At 71.0% G+C, this 15,181-nt stretch carries 12 protein-coding genes; 6 read left to right on the top strand and 6 right to left on the bottom strand.

The genetic code is table 11. The features are described 5' to 3' along the window. Positions 1–104 precede the first annotated feature (104 nt). The 3 genes from FNV62_RS04115 (at position 105) to FNV62_RS04105 (ending at position 3,475) form a co-directional block, all read left to right on the top strand. Positions 105–1,661, top strand: coding sequence for a hypothetical protein (locus FNV62_RS04115; RefSeq protein ID WP_225900136.1), 1,557 nt, complete (start codon positions 105–107; stop codon positions 1,659–1,661). Positions 1,662–1,784: 123 nt separating this feature from the next. After that, complete coding sequence (locus FNV62_RS04110; RefSeq protein WP_143599952.1) at positions 1,785–2,642, top strand: class I SAM-dependent methyltransferase; 858 nt, start codon at positions 1,785–1,787, stop codon at positions 2,640–2,642. Positions 2,643–2,653: 11 nt separating this feature from the next. Next, entirely contained in the window at positions 2,654–3,475 is an 822-nt protein-coding gene (locus FNV62_RS04105; protein WP_143599951.1) for a class I SAM-dependent methyltransferase, read from the top strand. A 42-nt stretch (positions 3,476–3,517) separates the two neighbouring features. On the opposite strand, the gene FNV62_RS04100 is transcribed toward FNV62_RS04105, so the two are convergent. Beyond that, on the bottom strand, positions 3,518–5,359 hold the full coding sequence (locus FNV62_RS04100) for a HEAT repeat domain-containing protein (RefSeq protein ID WP_413083912.1): 1,842 nt from the start codon (positions 5,357–5,359) through the stop codon (positions 3,518–3,520). Between the two features lie 265 nt (positions 5,360–5,624). On the opposite strand from FNV62_RS04100, the gene FNV62_RS04095 reads away from it, so the two are divergent. Continuing rightward, positions 5,625–6,956, top strand: a complete 1,332-nt coding sequence (locus FNV62_RS04095) for a hypothetical protein (RefSeq protein ID WP_143599949.1) — start codon at positions 5,625–5,627, stop codon at positions 6,954–6,956. A 303-nt stretch (positions 6,957–7,259) separates the two neighbouring features. After that, a complete protein-coding gene (locus FNV62_RS04090) occupies positions 7,260–7,973 on the top strand; it encodes a DUF3472 domain-containing protein (protein ID WP_164404825.1) in 714 nt (237 codons plus the stop codon). A 142-nt stretch (positions 7,974–8,115) separates the two neighbouring features. Here the strand turns inward: FNV62_RS04090 and FNV62_RS04085 are convergent, their stop codons facing one another. From FNV62_RS04085 to FNV62_RS04070, 4 genes are all read right to left on the bottom strand, one after another. Beyond that, on the bottom strand, positions 8,116–9,114 hold the full coding sequence (locus FNV62_RS04085) for a sugar phosphate isomerase/epimerase family protein (protein ID WP_143599947.1): 999 nt from the start codon (positions 9,112–9,114) through the stop codon (positions 8,116–8,118). 35 nt (positions 9,115–9,149) lie between these two features. Then, positions 9,150–10,346 (bottom strand): Gfo/Idh/MocA family protein, encoded by a 1,197-nt coding sequence (locus FNV62_RS04080; protein WP_143599946.1) that lies wholly within the window; start codon positions 10,344–10,346, stop codon positions 9,150–9,152. 84 nt (positions 10,347–10,430) lie between these two features. After that, positions 10,431–11,288: a sugar phosphate isomerase/epimerase family protein gene (locus tag FNV62_RS04075; RefSeq protein ID WP_097288667.1), complete on the bottom strand. Its 858-nt coding sequence runs from the start codon at positions 11,286–11,288 to the stop codon at positions 10,431–10,433. 398 nt (positions 11,289–11,686) lie between these two features. Then, on the bottom strand, positions 11,687–12,715 hold the full coding sequence (locus tag FNV62_RS04070; RefSeq protein ID WP_143599945.1) for a sugar ABC transporter substrate-binding protein: 1,029 nt from the start codon (positions 12,713–12,715) through the stop codon (positions 11,687–11,689). Positions 12,716–13,159: 444 nt separating this feature from the next. Here FNV62_RS04070 and FNV62_RS04065 point away from each other — a divergent pair, with 444 nt between their 5' ends. After that, positions 13,160–14,191, top strand: coding sequence for a LacI family DNA-binding transcriptional regulator (locus tag FNV62_RS04065; protein ID WP_060899157.1), 1,032 nt, complete (start codon positions 13,160–13,162; stop codon positions 14,189–14,191). 123 nt (positions 14,192–14,314) lie between these two features. Here the strand turns inward: FNV62_RS04065 and FNV62_RS04060 are convergent, their stop codons facing one another. Further along, entirely contained in the window at positions 14,315–15,013 is a 699-nt protein-coding gene (locus FNV62_RS04060) for a LuxR C-terminal-related transcriptional regulator (RefSeq protein WP_143599944.1), read from the bottom strand. Positions 15,014–15,181: the final 168 nt, after the last annotated feature.

The raw sequence follows: 15,181 nt of genomic DNA, 5'->3' as shown, positions 1-15,181 counted from the left end.
CTCGGCGCACCCTCTGCCGCGGCGCACCCTCTGTCGCGCCCGAAAGATTGAACGTACTCTGACAAGTCATAGAACTTCGGGCGTGATTGACTGGGGGAGCCGTCATGTCCTGGGACAACAACGGCCCGCGCGCCGGATTCGTCGTACCACCGATGCCGAGCGCACCGCCGCCCGCTCCGGCTGACGGGCTGCGAGCGGCCGCGGTGGCACTGCTGAACCTGTGCGGACTGGGCCTGGGTTATGCGCTGGTGCGCCGGCGGGGACTCATGGCGCTGTGCTGGGTCGCGACCGCGCTGCTGCTCTTGGTGGCCCTTCCCGCGGACCCGGACGGCGTCCCGGGCGCCGCCGTCGTCGCCTACCTGGTCTTCCTCGGTCTCGCGGCCGTTCACGGTGCGGTCGTGGGTCTGCGGACCCGTCTGGTGTGGCCGCCGCGCGCCTGGCTCGCGATCGCGCTCGGGGTCGTCCTTCTGGCCGTGCCGACCGGAGGCGTCGTCCTCTACGACGGCGCGCGTGACGAGGCCACCGAGGCGATGCTCATGGACCGGTTGGAGCGGGCGGACAAGCTCGTCCAGACCGCCGGCAAGCAGCCGTTCGCGACGGCGGAGGCCGACTACCGCCGGGCACTGACGGTCTATCGGGGCCTGCGCGGCGACCATCCCGGCTCACGCGCGGCCGCCCGCGTCCCCGACCGGCTCAAGACGTACTACGCCACAGTCGGTGCGCCCTTCGACCAGAAGAACTACTGCGACGCCATAGCGCCCTTGAAGTACCTGCGCACGGTACCGAGGACCATGGGCAAGCGGGACCTCGGAGCACTGTCCACGTGGCCCGACGACCGGCTGGCGACCTCGCTCTACGAGTGCGCGTCGCGGTCGCTGAGCGGTGGCGAGGCGGACTGGACCACGCACTTCAGTGATCTCCTGACGACGTTCCCGCGATCCGCGTCGGCCGCGAAGGTGGAGCCGGCGGTCAAGACCGCGGTCGACAAGGCGGTGAAACAGGTGGCCGGCGGCGATCCCTGCACGGCCGTCCAGCACCTCAACAGCCTGGGTACCCAGGTCCGCGCGTTGCCGGGAGAAGAGGCGGGTGTGGCCGCGGACCTCGGCAAGGACGCCGAACGGGCCGACAGGACCGCGGACTCGGGTACGTACGCCTGCGGAGTGGACCAGTTCAAGAACGGGCGCTTCGACGAGGCCGTCACCACGATGAACGACTTCGTCAAGAACCATCCGCACCACACGAACCGAGCCCGCGCCCAGAAGATCGCCATCGCGGCGGAAATCGCCCAGACGGTGCCCGCCGCGGGCAAGAGACTGCCCACGACGGCATCCGGCGGCAGTATCTCCGTCACCGTCAAGAACGACAGCCCCGACGACATCACCGTGATGTACACCGGGCCGGTGACGGGAAGCTTCCCTCTCAAGGCCTGCGGGAGATGCACGTCCTACTCCCTCGCCAGCACGCTCGTGCGAGGCTTCACACCGTGCAACGACAGCGGGAAGAACTATCCGCAACGGACCATCCAACTGCCCGCGGGCACCACGTACTTCGTGCACAAAGCTCGGAGCGGAACCGGGAAGTCCCCCGCCTCGGACACGGCCGAGCTGCGGTCCGGCTACATCTACACCGAGTGCGCCTACACGACGAGCTTCGGCTACTGAGGCCGCGGCGTGTGGGATGGTCGTGGCCCCGACTGATCGCGACACTGCCGCCCGGTGCTCCCGGAACCCACGTCGCGGTGGTCCACGGCCGACTCGGGGACCGACCGCAAGGAGAGGGGCATCGTGGCGGACGAGCAGAGCGAGGTGCCGGACAGCACCGCGGTGCGCGTCGCCCTCTGGCGGGCGATGCACGTGCGGGTCGACTCGCCGCCCCACGTGATCGAGGACGAGATCGGGCTGCGTCTGGCGGCACCTGATGAGGGATGGCGGCGCCGCCCGGACATGGACCCGCGGGACACCAGCGGGTTCCGGGCGGCCATCGTGGCCCGAGCCCGGTTCATCGAGGACCTGGTGGCCGAGCAGGCCGGCCACGGCGTCGCCCAGTACGTCGTGCTGGGCGCCGGTCTTGACACCTTCGCCCAGCGCAGGCCCGAGATCGCCGCCCGCCTGAGGGTGTTCGAGATCGACCAGCCGGGCACCCAGTCCTGGAAGCGCCGACGCCTGATCGAACTCGGCTACGGGATCCCCGACTGGCTGCGACTCGTGCCGGTTGACTTCGAGGCGGGTGCGGACTGGTGGGAGCAACTGTCCGACGCCGGCTTCGATCCCGGCCGACCGACGGTCGTCGCCTGCACCGGCGTCACCATGTACCTCACGAAAGACGCCACCGCGGCGACCCTGCGGCGGCTCGCCCTGCTCGCCCCCGGCTCGACGCTCGCCATGACCTTCATGCTGCCGGCCGCACTCGTCGATGACGCCGACCGCCCCGCGCTCGAGGCGACCGAGCCACAGGCGCGAGCGGCCGGAACGCCGTTCATCAGCTTCTACGCCCCGCAGGAGATGCTGGCGTTGGCCCGCGACGCCGGCTTCAAGGACGTCCACCACGTGTCGGGAACCGTCCTCGCCGCACGCTACTTCGCCGATCGGACCGACGGCCTTCGCCCGTCGAGCGGAGAAGATCTGTTGCTGGCCACTACCTGACGGGTGCTCGCATGGCAGGTGACGTGAGGTTCGAGCCCGATCTGTACCACGGCACGGCCGACTACTACGACCGGTTCCGGCTTCCCTACCCCGACGCGATGATCGCCGATCTCGTACGCCGGGCAGCCCCCTCGGGGCGTGGGCGGCTGCTCGACCTGGCATGCGGCACCGGCCAACTCGCCTTCCCGCTGCGCGGCTCGTTCGCGGAGGTGTGGTGCGTGGACGCCGAACCCGATATGACCGAAGTGGTCCGCGCCAAGGCCCTCGCCGTCGGCGCGACACACATGCGCGCGATCACCGTCGGCGCCGAGGATCTGCCCGCCGGGCCGGACAGCTTCGAGTCGATCGTCATCGGCAATGCCTTCCACCGGCTCCGCCGCGCCGCGGTCGCCGGACTCGCCCACACCTGGCTCAGGCCCGGTGGCTGCCTCGCACTGTGCTGGTCGACCTCGCCCTGGGCGGGTTCCCGGGACTGGCAGCGGGCGCTCGCCGGCGTGCTGCGCACATGGCAGAACGCCCTCGGCGCGGCCGGACGCGTTCCGCCCGGCTGGGACCGGCCGAGGCAGCGGGACCCTGACCACGACGTGTTGTCCCGTGCCGGGTTCGAGCCCGCCGGACGCCACGCGTTCTCGGTCGAGCACCACTGGACGATCCGTGAACTCGCCGGACACATCCGGTCGACATCGTTCCTGCCGCCGCCGGTGCTCGCGGACCACGCCGCCGCCTTCGACGCCGACCTCACCGCCGAACTCAGCCGCCACACGGCCGACGACCGCCTCACCGAGACGGTCGGCTTCGCCTACGAACTGGCCCGCAAGCCGGCACGGGCGTGACAGCCGGCGGGCGGCGGTGGTGGGTTGTGGTTGTGGGTTGCTTCAGGACGGCATCGGCTCGTCGAGGAGGGTGCGGGCGAGGCGGCGCAGCTCGTCGTCGTCCTTCCACGCGACGCGACGCGGAGAGGTGGCACAGAGTTCCAGCAGGGGCCGCAGCTCCGGCGGGGTGGTCGCGAGGGCGCCGGCTGTCCGCATGCCGGCAAGGACGCACAGGGCATCACGGCGGTCGTACCAGGCGGTGTCGTTCGGGGCGTAAGTGGTGGTGGGCGCGGCCCGAGCGAGAAGGAGGGGGAGCACGGGCCGAGGGTTGCCGGTGATGCGCCAGTAGACGTCGGCGGCCTGCGAACGGCCGTACTCCCGTGGGTCGTTGAGCAACGCGACGACCTCCGGCGCGAGTGGCGCACCGAGTGGGCCCAGCCGCCCGACGGCAGGGAGGATGCCGGGCGGGGACTGCGTGCGCAGCAGGCCGCGCAGGGTCTCGACGGCCGGTTCGGCATCCCCGGTGATCAGGGCCCTGGAAACGGCGGCCTCCGCTTGGATGTCGTGCCGCGCGGTGGGGTCCAGGGTGGCCAGCAGGTCGGCGGTCTCGGCGTCGGTGTCGGACGGGCCGAGTTCCCCCAGCAGACGGGCGGCCGCGACGGTGGGGTGCTCGCGCAGGGCCTGCTTGAGCTGGGGGAGGTGGGCGGCGGCCAGGTCGGGTCCGAGGGCGTCGAGGAGCTCCGCACTGCCGCGAGCGATCAGCTCGGGAAGCACCGGGTGCAGGCGGGGCAGGGCCTCGTCGCGGTGGTGGGTCAGGAACGTGGCGAGGACCGGTCCGCTGAGGTTGCCGGGCTGTTCGAGCAGGCGCAGGTCGCCGCAGCCCGCCAGCGCGAGGCGCGCGCACTCGACCACTTCGGCGCGGGCCAGGGCCCGTTGGGCTGCCCGGATCGTCCGCTCCCGCCCCGTGGAGCGGGGTCGGACGATTTCCGGACCGTCGGTGACCGTGGCAGCGGCGCTCTGCGGGACCACGGCACGGTCGTCGTCCGCGCCTTCGACGTCGACCCACAGGAGCCCGTGCCCCTTCCCCCGGCTCGACTCGCGGCCGGAGACGCCGGGAGCGTACGGGGAGCCGGCCGCGTAGTCCTGCTCGTCACCGGCGGCCTCGGCGAGCAGCAGGTCGAGGAGGTGGCTGCCGGGATCCCCGGCCCGGGGCGTCAGGCCTGCGATCGCGCGCACGATCGAGGAGCGCGCGGCGCCGTCCTGGTGCAGGGGCAGTGCCTCGGCCAGCGCCGCCACGCACTGGGCCTCACGGTCCCGCCACCGCTGATCGACTTGTCCGACCAGGCGGGAGCCCCATCGATGCGTGTCACCGGCCGCGATCCATGCCCGCGCGACGCTCAGCGCGCCCTCCGGGTCCTCGGTCAGGAGCTCGTTCTCGCGGTCGTGGGGCGCACCGGGATACGGGAAGGGCCTCGGGCGGGCGGTGAAACGGTGTGAGCCCGGGAGAGCGGCGCCGTCAGCCGCGACGACCGCCGCCAGGGCTGCGGGGTAGGGCGGTTCGGTCCGGTCCAGGCCCGACAGCGCGGCAGCCAGGCGGACTTCCCGATCGCGGTCGTCAACGGCCGCGGCCTCGCGGGCCCGTACGGTCGATGGATCAGGATCGAGCAGGGCGAGGGCGGTAAGGGCGTCGGCCCGGGTCAGGGCGGACGGATCGCTCTCGTAGAGGTCCGCGAGCGTGCGGAGCACGGCAGGGTCGGCCGGACGCGTCCCGACGCACGCCAGCCGGATCGCGGCCTGCCGCACGAAGGGATCGGGGTCGGTCAAACACCCCATCAGCAGCGGAAGTTCGGCCAGGACCGCCGCGCGAACCCGTCCACCGAGAGACAACGTCGCCGGCCGGCCCATAGGCATGCTCAAGGGCCGCCCAGTCCACCTCGTTCAGCTCTTCGGGTGCGCGCACGCCCGCACCCTACCGACCTCGGCGGCGACCTCGACGGTGGCATCGTCGACGGACGGAGCAAGGGACGCAGTAGAGTGCTCGAACGGGCGCGCGGGGCGCCTCCGGGTCCGCGGGAAGGGCAGAGCCCACCTGGTGTACACGAGCGCGTCATGATGGCCTACCGTCCCTTCGGCCGGTTCGGCGGACCACCGGTTCACCGAAGGAGGCTCCGTGCCGACCACACCAAAGACCGTGCCCCTGCCCGAGCGCGCCAGTCTGGAACAGCTCAAGAAGCGGGCGAAGGACTTGCGGCGGGCCGTGCGCTCCCAGAAGCCCACCGCCTTGGCGCTCGTTGCGCGGCACGCGCCCGAGAGTCGGGATCCGCTGGTCGAATTCAGCCTCGACACCGCGCAGTTGGTGATCGCCCGCCTGCATGGATTCCCGAGTTGGCCGCGCCTGCGGCAGCACCTCGCCGCGCATCCCGGGGCGTCCGGTGACCAACCACGCTCCGGCATTCGTAAGGTGGAGGACTTCTATCGTCTGCGGACCGGGTGGGCCTCCACGGCGGACGTACGCCGCTGCGCCGCGGCCGCGACGCGTGCGCATCCCGATCCGGCCGACTGGCAGCCGTTGCTCACCGCGGGCCGCAACGGCATCCGGGTCATCGCTTTCGGCTCGCCGGACGGAGTGGTGTTCGCGGAACTCACTCCGAAGCGGGTCACGTTGTCCCGGCCGGCCGTCGGCGCGTCGGCCGGCGAAGGAGCGTCGGTGACGTTCCACACCGAGTTCGGCACCATCGCGGGTGTTGCCGCACCCGAGGTCGGCAGCATGGTCGTGGAACGGCCCGCGGACCGGCGCCCGCTGGGATGGACGTTGGTCGCCGACGGTGTGTTCGTGGCTCCCAACGCGTTCTTCGTCGACGCCACCGGCCTCGTGCTGCGGACCAACGGCAGCCCGAAGGGTGAGATCGTGCCCGTCGCGGCACTGCCGGCGCGCGTGACCGCCGTCGTGGACCGGCCCGTGCCGGCCGTCGAGGACTCCGCGCTCGCCACCGAGGAGCTGACCGCGGTTCTCGCGGCGGCCGACGCGCCTCCGATCGTCGATCCGGAGCAGTGGCGACCCGGTGCTCACGCCGATCTCACACCGCACGAACGAGTCCGGCTCGGCCGCTACGGCAAGCTGCTCGTCTGGCACACCACCGGTGACCGGCCGAGTGCCGAGGACCCGTTCGTGTTCGACTTCACTCCTCAACAGGGCCCGGTTCGGGACTTCGCCGTGGTCGGCAGGAACCTCGCGGCCACCCGGATGTACTACGACTTCGCGGACGGCGCCAGTGGCACCATCGCGGTTGTGGGCCTGGTGGAAGACGCCCACATCGCCTCGGTCGTCCTGCGCCGCGACGGCATGCCCGACCTGGCGGCACGAATCACCGGAGGGACGTTCCTCATCGCCGGGCCCGACCTCACCGACCTGCCGGAACGCGGCCCCGTCACGGCCGTCCTGGTCGCCCGGGACCACTCCGGAAACGTACGCGAAGAGCTTCCCTACCAGCGGCAGGACTGACGCGACCGCACGGGAAGGACGTGGACGAATACGCGCAGGTGCGGCGCGTGGACGTCGTAGAGGGGGCGTGACGGAGCACTCGGGCAGCGTGCCCTTAATTCCCCTTACGCCCCTTATGCCTTCTATGCCCGTTCGCCTAGCGTGGTGGCGCACGACCACCGCCGGGTCCGGACCGCCGACGCGGGGGTGGTCGGCGTGAACAGGGGGGTGGGGACGATCAACAACGGAATGGCACGCCCACGGGGTCGGCGCTCTCGGGCGCGCGGGGTTCTGGGATTCGTCGCGGCCGTCTGCGCGGTGCTCATGCTGAGCACCGCGCCGGCACAGGCAGCACAACACCAGGACGCCAACGAGTACGCGATATGGAACTTCCACGGCGCCAACGGGTTCTGGAACATCGACCAGCGGGTGCAGATCACACAGAAGGCGAACCACTCGTACTGGGCCATGATGTGGGACTTCACGGCCACACCGGGCAACGGCGGGTACATGGGCCTGCAGACCGACGGGACGCGCTTCAACCACACGACCGGTGAGACGGCGATCTTCTCGCTGTGGAACGCCAACGCCGGCAGGGGGAGCTGCGGGCCGTTCGGCGGCGAGGGAACGGGACTCAGCTGCCGGCTCGCTTATGCCATCGACCGGCAGACCGACTACCGGCTCCGGGTGTGGCGCCTGAACGCGGACGCGGGAGGGCAGTGGTGGGGCGCGTGGATCCGGAACATGAAGACTGGCGTCGACACCGCCATCGGAAGTCTCCGGGTGCCGCGCAACCAGACCCTGCTCGGCGTCCCGTCCAACTTCAGCGAGTACTTCGGCCCCGCCGTCGCCTGCGCCAAGGTGCCGCAGTCGGTCGCCTACTTCACCCAGCCCGCGGCGAACGCACAGGGCAACGGCACCTACCGATACGGATCCACGTACGAACGCTCGACCCGCGGCCGTTGCACGGGCGGAAACGTGCGGCTGGTCGACCTGGGCCACACGAAGGCCGCCAAGGTGACGCTCGGCGGACGGTGACAAGTTGCCCTTCCAACCAGCTACAGGTTGGCCGGGGCTGTCTCCCGGTCGTGTGACCGGGTGACCTGGGGCAGCCGATGGCCCCGTGTCTGTCAGTGGCCCCGTGCCCGTCGGTGGGCACGGGGCTGTGCGGTGCGGGGAGCTACAGGGCGGTCGCGGCGCTCTGTAGGTTTTTGGCGGCCAGGGCCAGTCCCTCGGTCTGGGAGTAGGCGGCGTCCTCGTGTTCGATGTTCACGGCCATGTCCGGGTCGATCTCGGCGAGGGCGCGCAGGAACTCCGTCCAGTAGGGCACGTCGTGTCCGACGCCGACCGCCACGAACTTCCACGCGGGGTTCTCCGGCCAGGCGTTGCACCAGAACCCGTAGCCGGTGGGCACCTTGCCCGGCGCGTCGGCGGGCACGCGGGTGAACGAGGTGTCCAGCACGCCACGGATGTCGGCGCCGGGGCAGAGCGTCGCGTCCTTGGCCGCGGCGTGGAACACCAGCGGGCCCAGCCACTTGATGCAGGCGACGACGTCCATGCCCTGCCACATCAGGTGTGAGGGGTCCATCTCCGCGCCCACGTTCGTCGCGCCGGTCTCGTCGACGAGCCGCTTCAGGGTGACCGGGGAGAAGACCAGGTTGTGCGGGTGCATCTCGATGGCGACCCGGACGTCGTTCTCCCGGGCCAGCGCGTCGATCTCCTTCCAGAACTCGACGGCCACGCCCCACTGGTAGTCCAGGACGTCCATGTAGACGCCGTCCCAGGGATTGACGACCCAGGACGGGTACGTGGCGTCGGGGTCGGAGCCCGGTGTGCCGGACATGGTCACCACGTGCCGCACCCCGAGCAGGCCGGCGAGGCGGATGGTGCGACGCAGGTCGTCGGCGTGCTTCGGGCCGACGCCGGGGAGCGGGTTGAGCGGATTGCCGTTGCAGTTGAGGCCGGTCAGCTCCATCCCGCGGCCGGCGAAGGTCGCCAGATACTCCTCGCGCGCGGTGGCCGAGGACAGCAGCAGGTCGACCGGGCAGTGCGGGGACGGAATGAAGCCGCCGGTGTTGACCTCCACGGAGGTCAGGCCGTTCTCCTTGAGGATGTCGAGGGTCTCGGTGAGGGGCCGGTCGTGCAGACAGGCGGTGTAGGCGCCGAGCTTGAGGGCCATGTGTGTGCTCCTTGGACGCGGGTGGGGGCAGGCGGTCAGGCGGCGGGCGGAACCGTGACGGCGGCGCCACCGCCCAGGGAGGACTCGACGACGGCCCGGATGATCTCCATGGTCCGCAGCGCGTCGGCGAATGTGGCGCAGGCCGGCAGCGGCTCGGCGACGCCCGCGACCTGGTCGAGGAAGGCCCGGGCCTGGTAGGTGAAGTTGTCGGCGTTGCTGGCGCCCACACCCGGCGCCTCCATCGGGACCCCGCCCGCGAAGTACGGCAGCTGCGGGCCGGCGATGATCTGACGCGCGCCTCGGGTACGAGCCTCGGGCTGGGCGTCGTCGAAGAGGTACTCGGCGGGCCGGTGCTGGTCGAACGCGGCCCGGCCACCGACCCCCAGGATGTCGAAGGACAGTCCGTTGGGCAGGCCGAAGCCGGTGCGTGTCACCGAGAAGGTGCCGACGAGACCGGACTCGAAGCGGGCGGTGAAGGACGCGGTGTCCTCGTTCTCGACCTCACCGAACTCGTCAGAGACGGGAGCCGCGTTGTGCCCCACGACCGCGCCCAGCGGCAGGGGCCGCTTGGGGATCTGCGTCGACAGCGAGGCACCGGAGACCGAGGCGATGGGCCCCGCGACGTACTCGGCGGCGTCGATGACGTGTGAGCCGATGTCGCCGAGCGCCCCGGAACCGAGGCCGCCCTTGAACCGCCAGCTCAGCGGCCCGTTCGGGTCGGTCGCGTAGTCGCACCAGTAGCGGCCGCTGAACAAGGTCGGGTCACCCAGCTCGCCACGCCGGACGTGCTCACGGATCGCGGCGATGGCGGGGGAGCGGCGGAAGGTGTAGCCGACGGCGGTCACGACATCGGCGGAGCGCTCCAACTCGGCCATGGCGCGGGCGTCTTCCAACGAACCGGCAAGCGGCTTCTCGCACAGCACGTGCTTGCCCGCGGCGACCAGTGCCTCGGCGATCGGTCGGTGCAGCGCGTTGCCGACGACGATGCTGACGGCGTCGATCGTCGGGTCCTCGGCTACGGCCTCCCAGCTCGGGAGTGCCTTCTCGAAGCCGTAGCGGCGGGCGGCGTCCGCACCGAGTTCGACGTTGGCATCGGCGATCGCGGCCAGCCGGACCGGCGGCAGACCGGCGCCGAAGACCGTGTTGACGTTGCGGTAGCCGGCGGCGTGGCTGCGGCCTGCCATACCGGCGCCGATCACCGCGACGGAGAGGGGTTTGGCGGACGTGGTCATGGGGGTGCCTCTCTCAGGGAAGGTTCGCAAGGAAGGAATGTCGGCCCGCACCCGGGACGTCCGTGCCGGGGCGGTCGTGGTCCGTCAGGACCAGGTGGCCAGGTACTCGTCGATCTTCTTCCGCATGAAGACGGAGGATTCCTTGGCGCGTTCTTCCCAGGCGAAGACACAGGCTGTGAGGGTGCCGTCGAATCCGTGCGCGCGCAGCTCGCGGAAGAGTGCGTCGAAGTCGACCTCGCCCTGGCCGATGTCGAGGTGCTGATGGATCCGGGCCGACGTGCCGGGCGGGTTGAGGATGTAGCGGTTGCCGGAGGACGCGGTGTGGTCCAGGGCGTCGGCGAGGTGGACGTGGGTGAGCAGGTCGCCGGCGTGCTTGATGATGCCGGGAGCGTCGTTGCCGATGTGGAAGGTGTGCGGAGCGCAGTACAGGAAGCTGACGTTCGGGTGGTTGATGCCGCGGATCAGGTTGATCGCGTCGTGGCCGTTCTCGATGAAGTCGTCGGGGTGCGGCTCCAGGGTGAGGCGGATGCCCTCCTGCTCCAGGAGCGGCAGCAGATCGTCCATCGACTTCCAGAACTGGGCCTCGCTGCGGTCCGGATCCTCGGGGCGGCCGTTGAGCTCGGAGATCATGCTGTCGACGCCGAGATCGGCGGTGATCCGGATGGCGCGCTTCCAGTAGCGGACGGCGGCCTGCCGGGCCTCCTCGTCCGGTCCCGACCAGCGGAACAGGGGCAGGACGGAGGAGACGCCGACGCCCGCCGAGTCCAGCGCCTTGCGGAACTTCCGTACGGTCGCGTCGTCGACGCGCGGGTGCCGGAAGAAGGGGATGAAGTCCTCCCGGGGGGAGAGTTCGATCCATTCGTAGCCCAACTCGGCGACCACAGCGGGCAGTTCGAGGAGCGGAACGTTGCGGATCATGTAGGGGTCGAGGGCGATCTTCACGAGAGTGTGCCTTTCGGTCACGGGGAGACGGTGGAGCGTTGGGGCAGGACGTCCTCGGTCCAGCGGCGGTGCCCGGCGGTGCTCGGCGGTGCCTGGCGGTGCTCGGCGGTGCCTGGCGGTGGGCGGCGGTGCCCGGCGGTGGGCGGAGGTGGGCCGCCGCCGCGTGCGGGAGGTGGGTGGAGACGGGCGGAGGTTGGTGGACCGCCTTGTGCGCCGGGATGCCGCCACGTCGTGTCCGCCCTGCGTGTGGGGTCTTTACGTGCCCGAGCGAGATCTCGCTCTTGGCGCACGGGGGAGGACGCGCGTCAGGGAGCGCCGCGCGGCCGGCCCGTCGGTCTCCTTGGGGCCGGGGGCCGGCGGTGTGGTCACCGCCGGCTCGGCCTGCTGGGCCATGCGCATCACCGGGTGCCCTTGGCGGCGAACTGGGCGACGGCGTCGACGTTGGACTTGTCGACGAAGGCCGGGCCGGTCAGGATCGGCTGCTCTCCGCCGCCGCTGTAGTTGCCGTTCGTCTTGTAGAGCCACAGCGAGTCGACGGCCAGGTAGCCCTGGAGGTAGGGCTGCTGGTCGACCGCGAACTGGATGCTGCCCTTCTCGATGGCGGAGATGAGGTCCTTGTTGAGGTCGAAGGTCGCCACCTTCGCCTTGCTGCCGGACTCGGACGTCGCCTGCGCGGCCGTCAGCGCGAACGGGGCACCGAGCGTGACGACCTCGTCGATGGACTTGTCCTGCGCGAGCTTGGCGGTGATCGTCGACTTCACTGACGGCATGTCGGTGCCGTTGACGTAGAGGTTGTCGGTCGTGCCGCTGAAGGTCTTCTTCACACCGGCGCACCGCTGTTCCAGGTTGACGTCCCCCTGGGCCTGCACGACGCACAGGGCGTGCTTGGCGCCGGTGTCGTTGAGCCTGGTGCCGAGCGCCTGGCCGGAGACGGACTCGTCCTGACCGAAGAACGACAGCAGCCCCTGCTTCTTCCATTCGGACAGGCCGGCGTTGAAGCCGACGACCGGGATGCCGGCCGCCTCGGCCTTGGCGACCACGGCCTTCATGGCGTCGGGCTTGGCCAGGGTGACCGCGATGCCGTCGACCTTCTGGTCGATCGCGTTCTGCACGAGGTTGGCCTGGTCGGCGGCGGTCTCGTCGTTGGAGTAGATGAGCTTGACGTTGTCCTTGGCGGCGGCGGCCTCGGCGCCCTTGCGGATGGTGTCCCAGAAGGTGTCGCCGGAGGGTGCGTGGGTGACCATGGCGATCGTCATGCGGGGGGTGTCGGCCTTGCCGGCCGACACCGCGGCCCCGCTCTCGGCGGCCTTCTTCCCGCCGGAGCTGCTGGAACAGCCGGCGAGGGTGAGAGCGGCCGCGGCGGCCACCGCCACGACGGGGGCGGTTCTGCGGAATCGGGGAGAACGGGGAAGGGATGTGTGGCTCATGGCGCGTGCACCTCGCTGTGCAAGTGAGAGGGAGTGACGGGCAGTGGGCTGTGGATTCGCGGCTGCTGGATGGGGCCGGGGAGGCCGCGGCGGCCTCGGTCGGGGCGCGGTGCGCGGGAGAGACCTGCCGCATCGGGTGCGGCGGGGCTCAGAAGCGGTGGGGTGCCCGGAAGCTGTTGGCAGCCGGACACAGGCCCTGGACCCGGTGGAGTCGGTGGCCTTGGGGGCGATGACCGTCCCGGGGTCGAGACGGTGCGGTGGCTCGGGGAACTCGGTCTGCGGGACGGTGATGCGGCCGGGCTCGGAATGCCGGGAGCCGTAGCGGTCCGAGCTGACTTCGTTGGAACGTCAGGACAATTTAAAGCGCTTTAAGTCCTGGTACTATCGGCTCGTTTCGTGAACGTGTCAAGGGTGTTGCCCGAGGAGATCTGCCGGGAGGTGCGAGTGGACGACGACGCTTCCGCGAGTCGCAGGGACGGCGCGAGCAAACGCCCCCGGCTGGAGGACGTGGCCGCCCGCGTGGGCGTGTCCACCGCGTCCGTCTCCCTGGTGCTGCGTGGTGTGCCCGGCCCCAGCGAGCGCACCCGGCAACGCGTCCTGAAAGCCGCCGCCGAGCTCGGTTACCAGGTGGACCGCACCGCCAGTCTGCTGGCCAGCAGACGCACCCGGCTGCTCGGCGTCATGGTCGACATCCACAGCCCCTTCCACGCGGATCTGGTCGAGCACCTCCACACGGCCGCCGAGGAGGTCGGCTACGACCTCGTCCTCAGCACCCAGACCCGCACCCGCGACGAACACACCGCCGTCGAGACGCTGCTGGCCTTCCGCAGCGAGGCTCTGATCCTGCTCGGCCCGACCGCCTCGGGGGACGCACTCGCCGCGCTTGACCGCAAGGCTCCCGTCATCGCCGTCGGCCGCCGGATCGCCGACGCCGACCTCGATGTCGTCCGCTCGGCCGACGACGACGGGGTCGGCCAGGTGGTCGACCACCTGGTGGAGCTCGGCCACCGCGCGATCACCTACGTCGACGGCGGCAAGGGGGTCATCGCCACCGACCGTCGCCGCGGCTACCGCGCCGCCATGCGCCGTCACGGCCTGGACGCGCACATCGGGGTTCTGCGCGGCGACAACACCGAGGCGGCCGGCGAACGTGCCGCCCGCCAGCTGCTCGACGGCGCCGAACTCCCCACCGCCATCGTCGCGTTCAACGACCAGTCCGCCATCGGCGTCCTGGCCGCTCTGTCCCGTGCCGGGGTCGCCGTTCCGGGCGAGGTGTCCGTGGTCGGCTACGACGACGACGCCCTCTCCCGCCTGAGCTGTTTCAATCTGACCACGGTCAGCCAGAGCGCCCGTGAGCAGGCCCGGCATGCGGTGATCGCCGCCGTCGAGCGCCTGGACCAGGGCCGCACCGAGTCCCGCGAGGTCGTACTGACCCCACGGCTCGTCCTGCGTGGCACCACCGCGGAGCGCGTCTGACAGGCGTTTTGGGGCCACCGCCTGCACGCGGGCGCGGCGCGAGGGGGAGGCGTGGCCTACGGGGAGTGGTACCGCGACGCCGACCTGCTCGCGGAGTCGGCGGCCGTGCGGTGGGGGTCGGCGTCAGGCGGCCGGTCGCACCAGGCCCGACTCGTAGGCGAAGGCCACCGCCTGTACGCGGGCGCGGGCGCCGATCTTGGCGAGGATGTGGCTGACGTGTGACTTGACGGTGGTCGGCGCGATGGACAGCCGCGTGGCGATCTCGGCGTTGGACCAGCCGGAGGCGACGGCGGTGAGGACGTCGCGTTCCCGCTCGGTGAGCATGTCGAGCCCTGTTTCCCGCTCGGGGGTGCGGGCCGGGCGCTCCTGGCGGACGGCGTCGATGAGCGCACGGGTGACGCTGGGAGTGGTGACGGCGTCTCCGGCGGCCACGATACGGACGGCCGCGGTCAGTTCGTCGGGGGTGGCGTCCTGGGGGAGGAACCCACCGGCTCCGGCGCGCAGTGCCGCGTAGGCGTACCCCTCGTGGCCGCTGGGAGTCAGGACCAGTACGCGCGGAGGGCGCCCGCCGGCTCTGACGGGCTCGGGCGCCGGAAGCGTGGTGAGGGGCCGGGTGATGCGGCGGATGGCCTCGACGCCGTTCGGATCGGCTGCGTGGTCGCCCATCACGACGACGTCGGGACCGAGCCCGGCGCTCACGCGGACCGCCTCGGTGCCACTCGTCGCCTCGCCGACGACGGTCAGGTCGGGCTCGGACGCCAGCAGCATGTGCAGACCGAGCCGGTGCAGGGACTGGCTGTGCACGACGAGTACGGAGGTCATGACGGGCGCCCTTCGTGAGGGTGGGGGCGCCCGCCGACGTGGGTCGGGTGTCCGCCACCGCACTCCCTGTGAACGAAACGGTTTCGTTCACTTCGATGTCGTCAGCGTAGCTCCGGCACTATCGAAACGGCGTCGTTTTCTTTGTGGTCTCGGTCACTTCCTCATCGG

It is taken from the genome of Streptomyces sp. RLB3-17 (assembly GCF_007113425.2).
In the GTDB taxonomy this organism is placed as follows: domain Bacteria; phylum Actinomycetota; class Actinomycetes; order Streptomycetales; family Streptomycetaceae; genus Streptomyces; species Streptomyces mirabilis_D.
The sequence above is the reverse complement of the archived record's forward strand: the minus strand, read 5'-3'. Positions and strand labels throughout refer to the sequence as shown.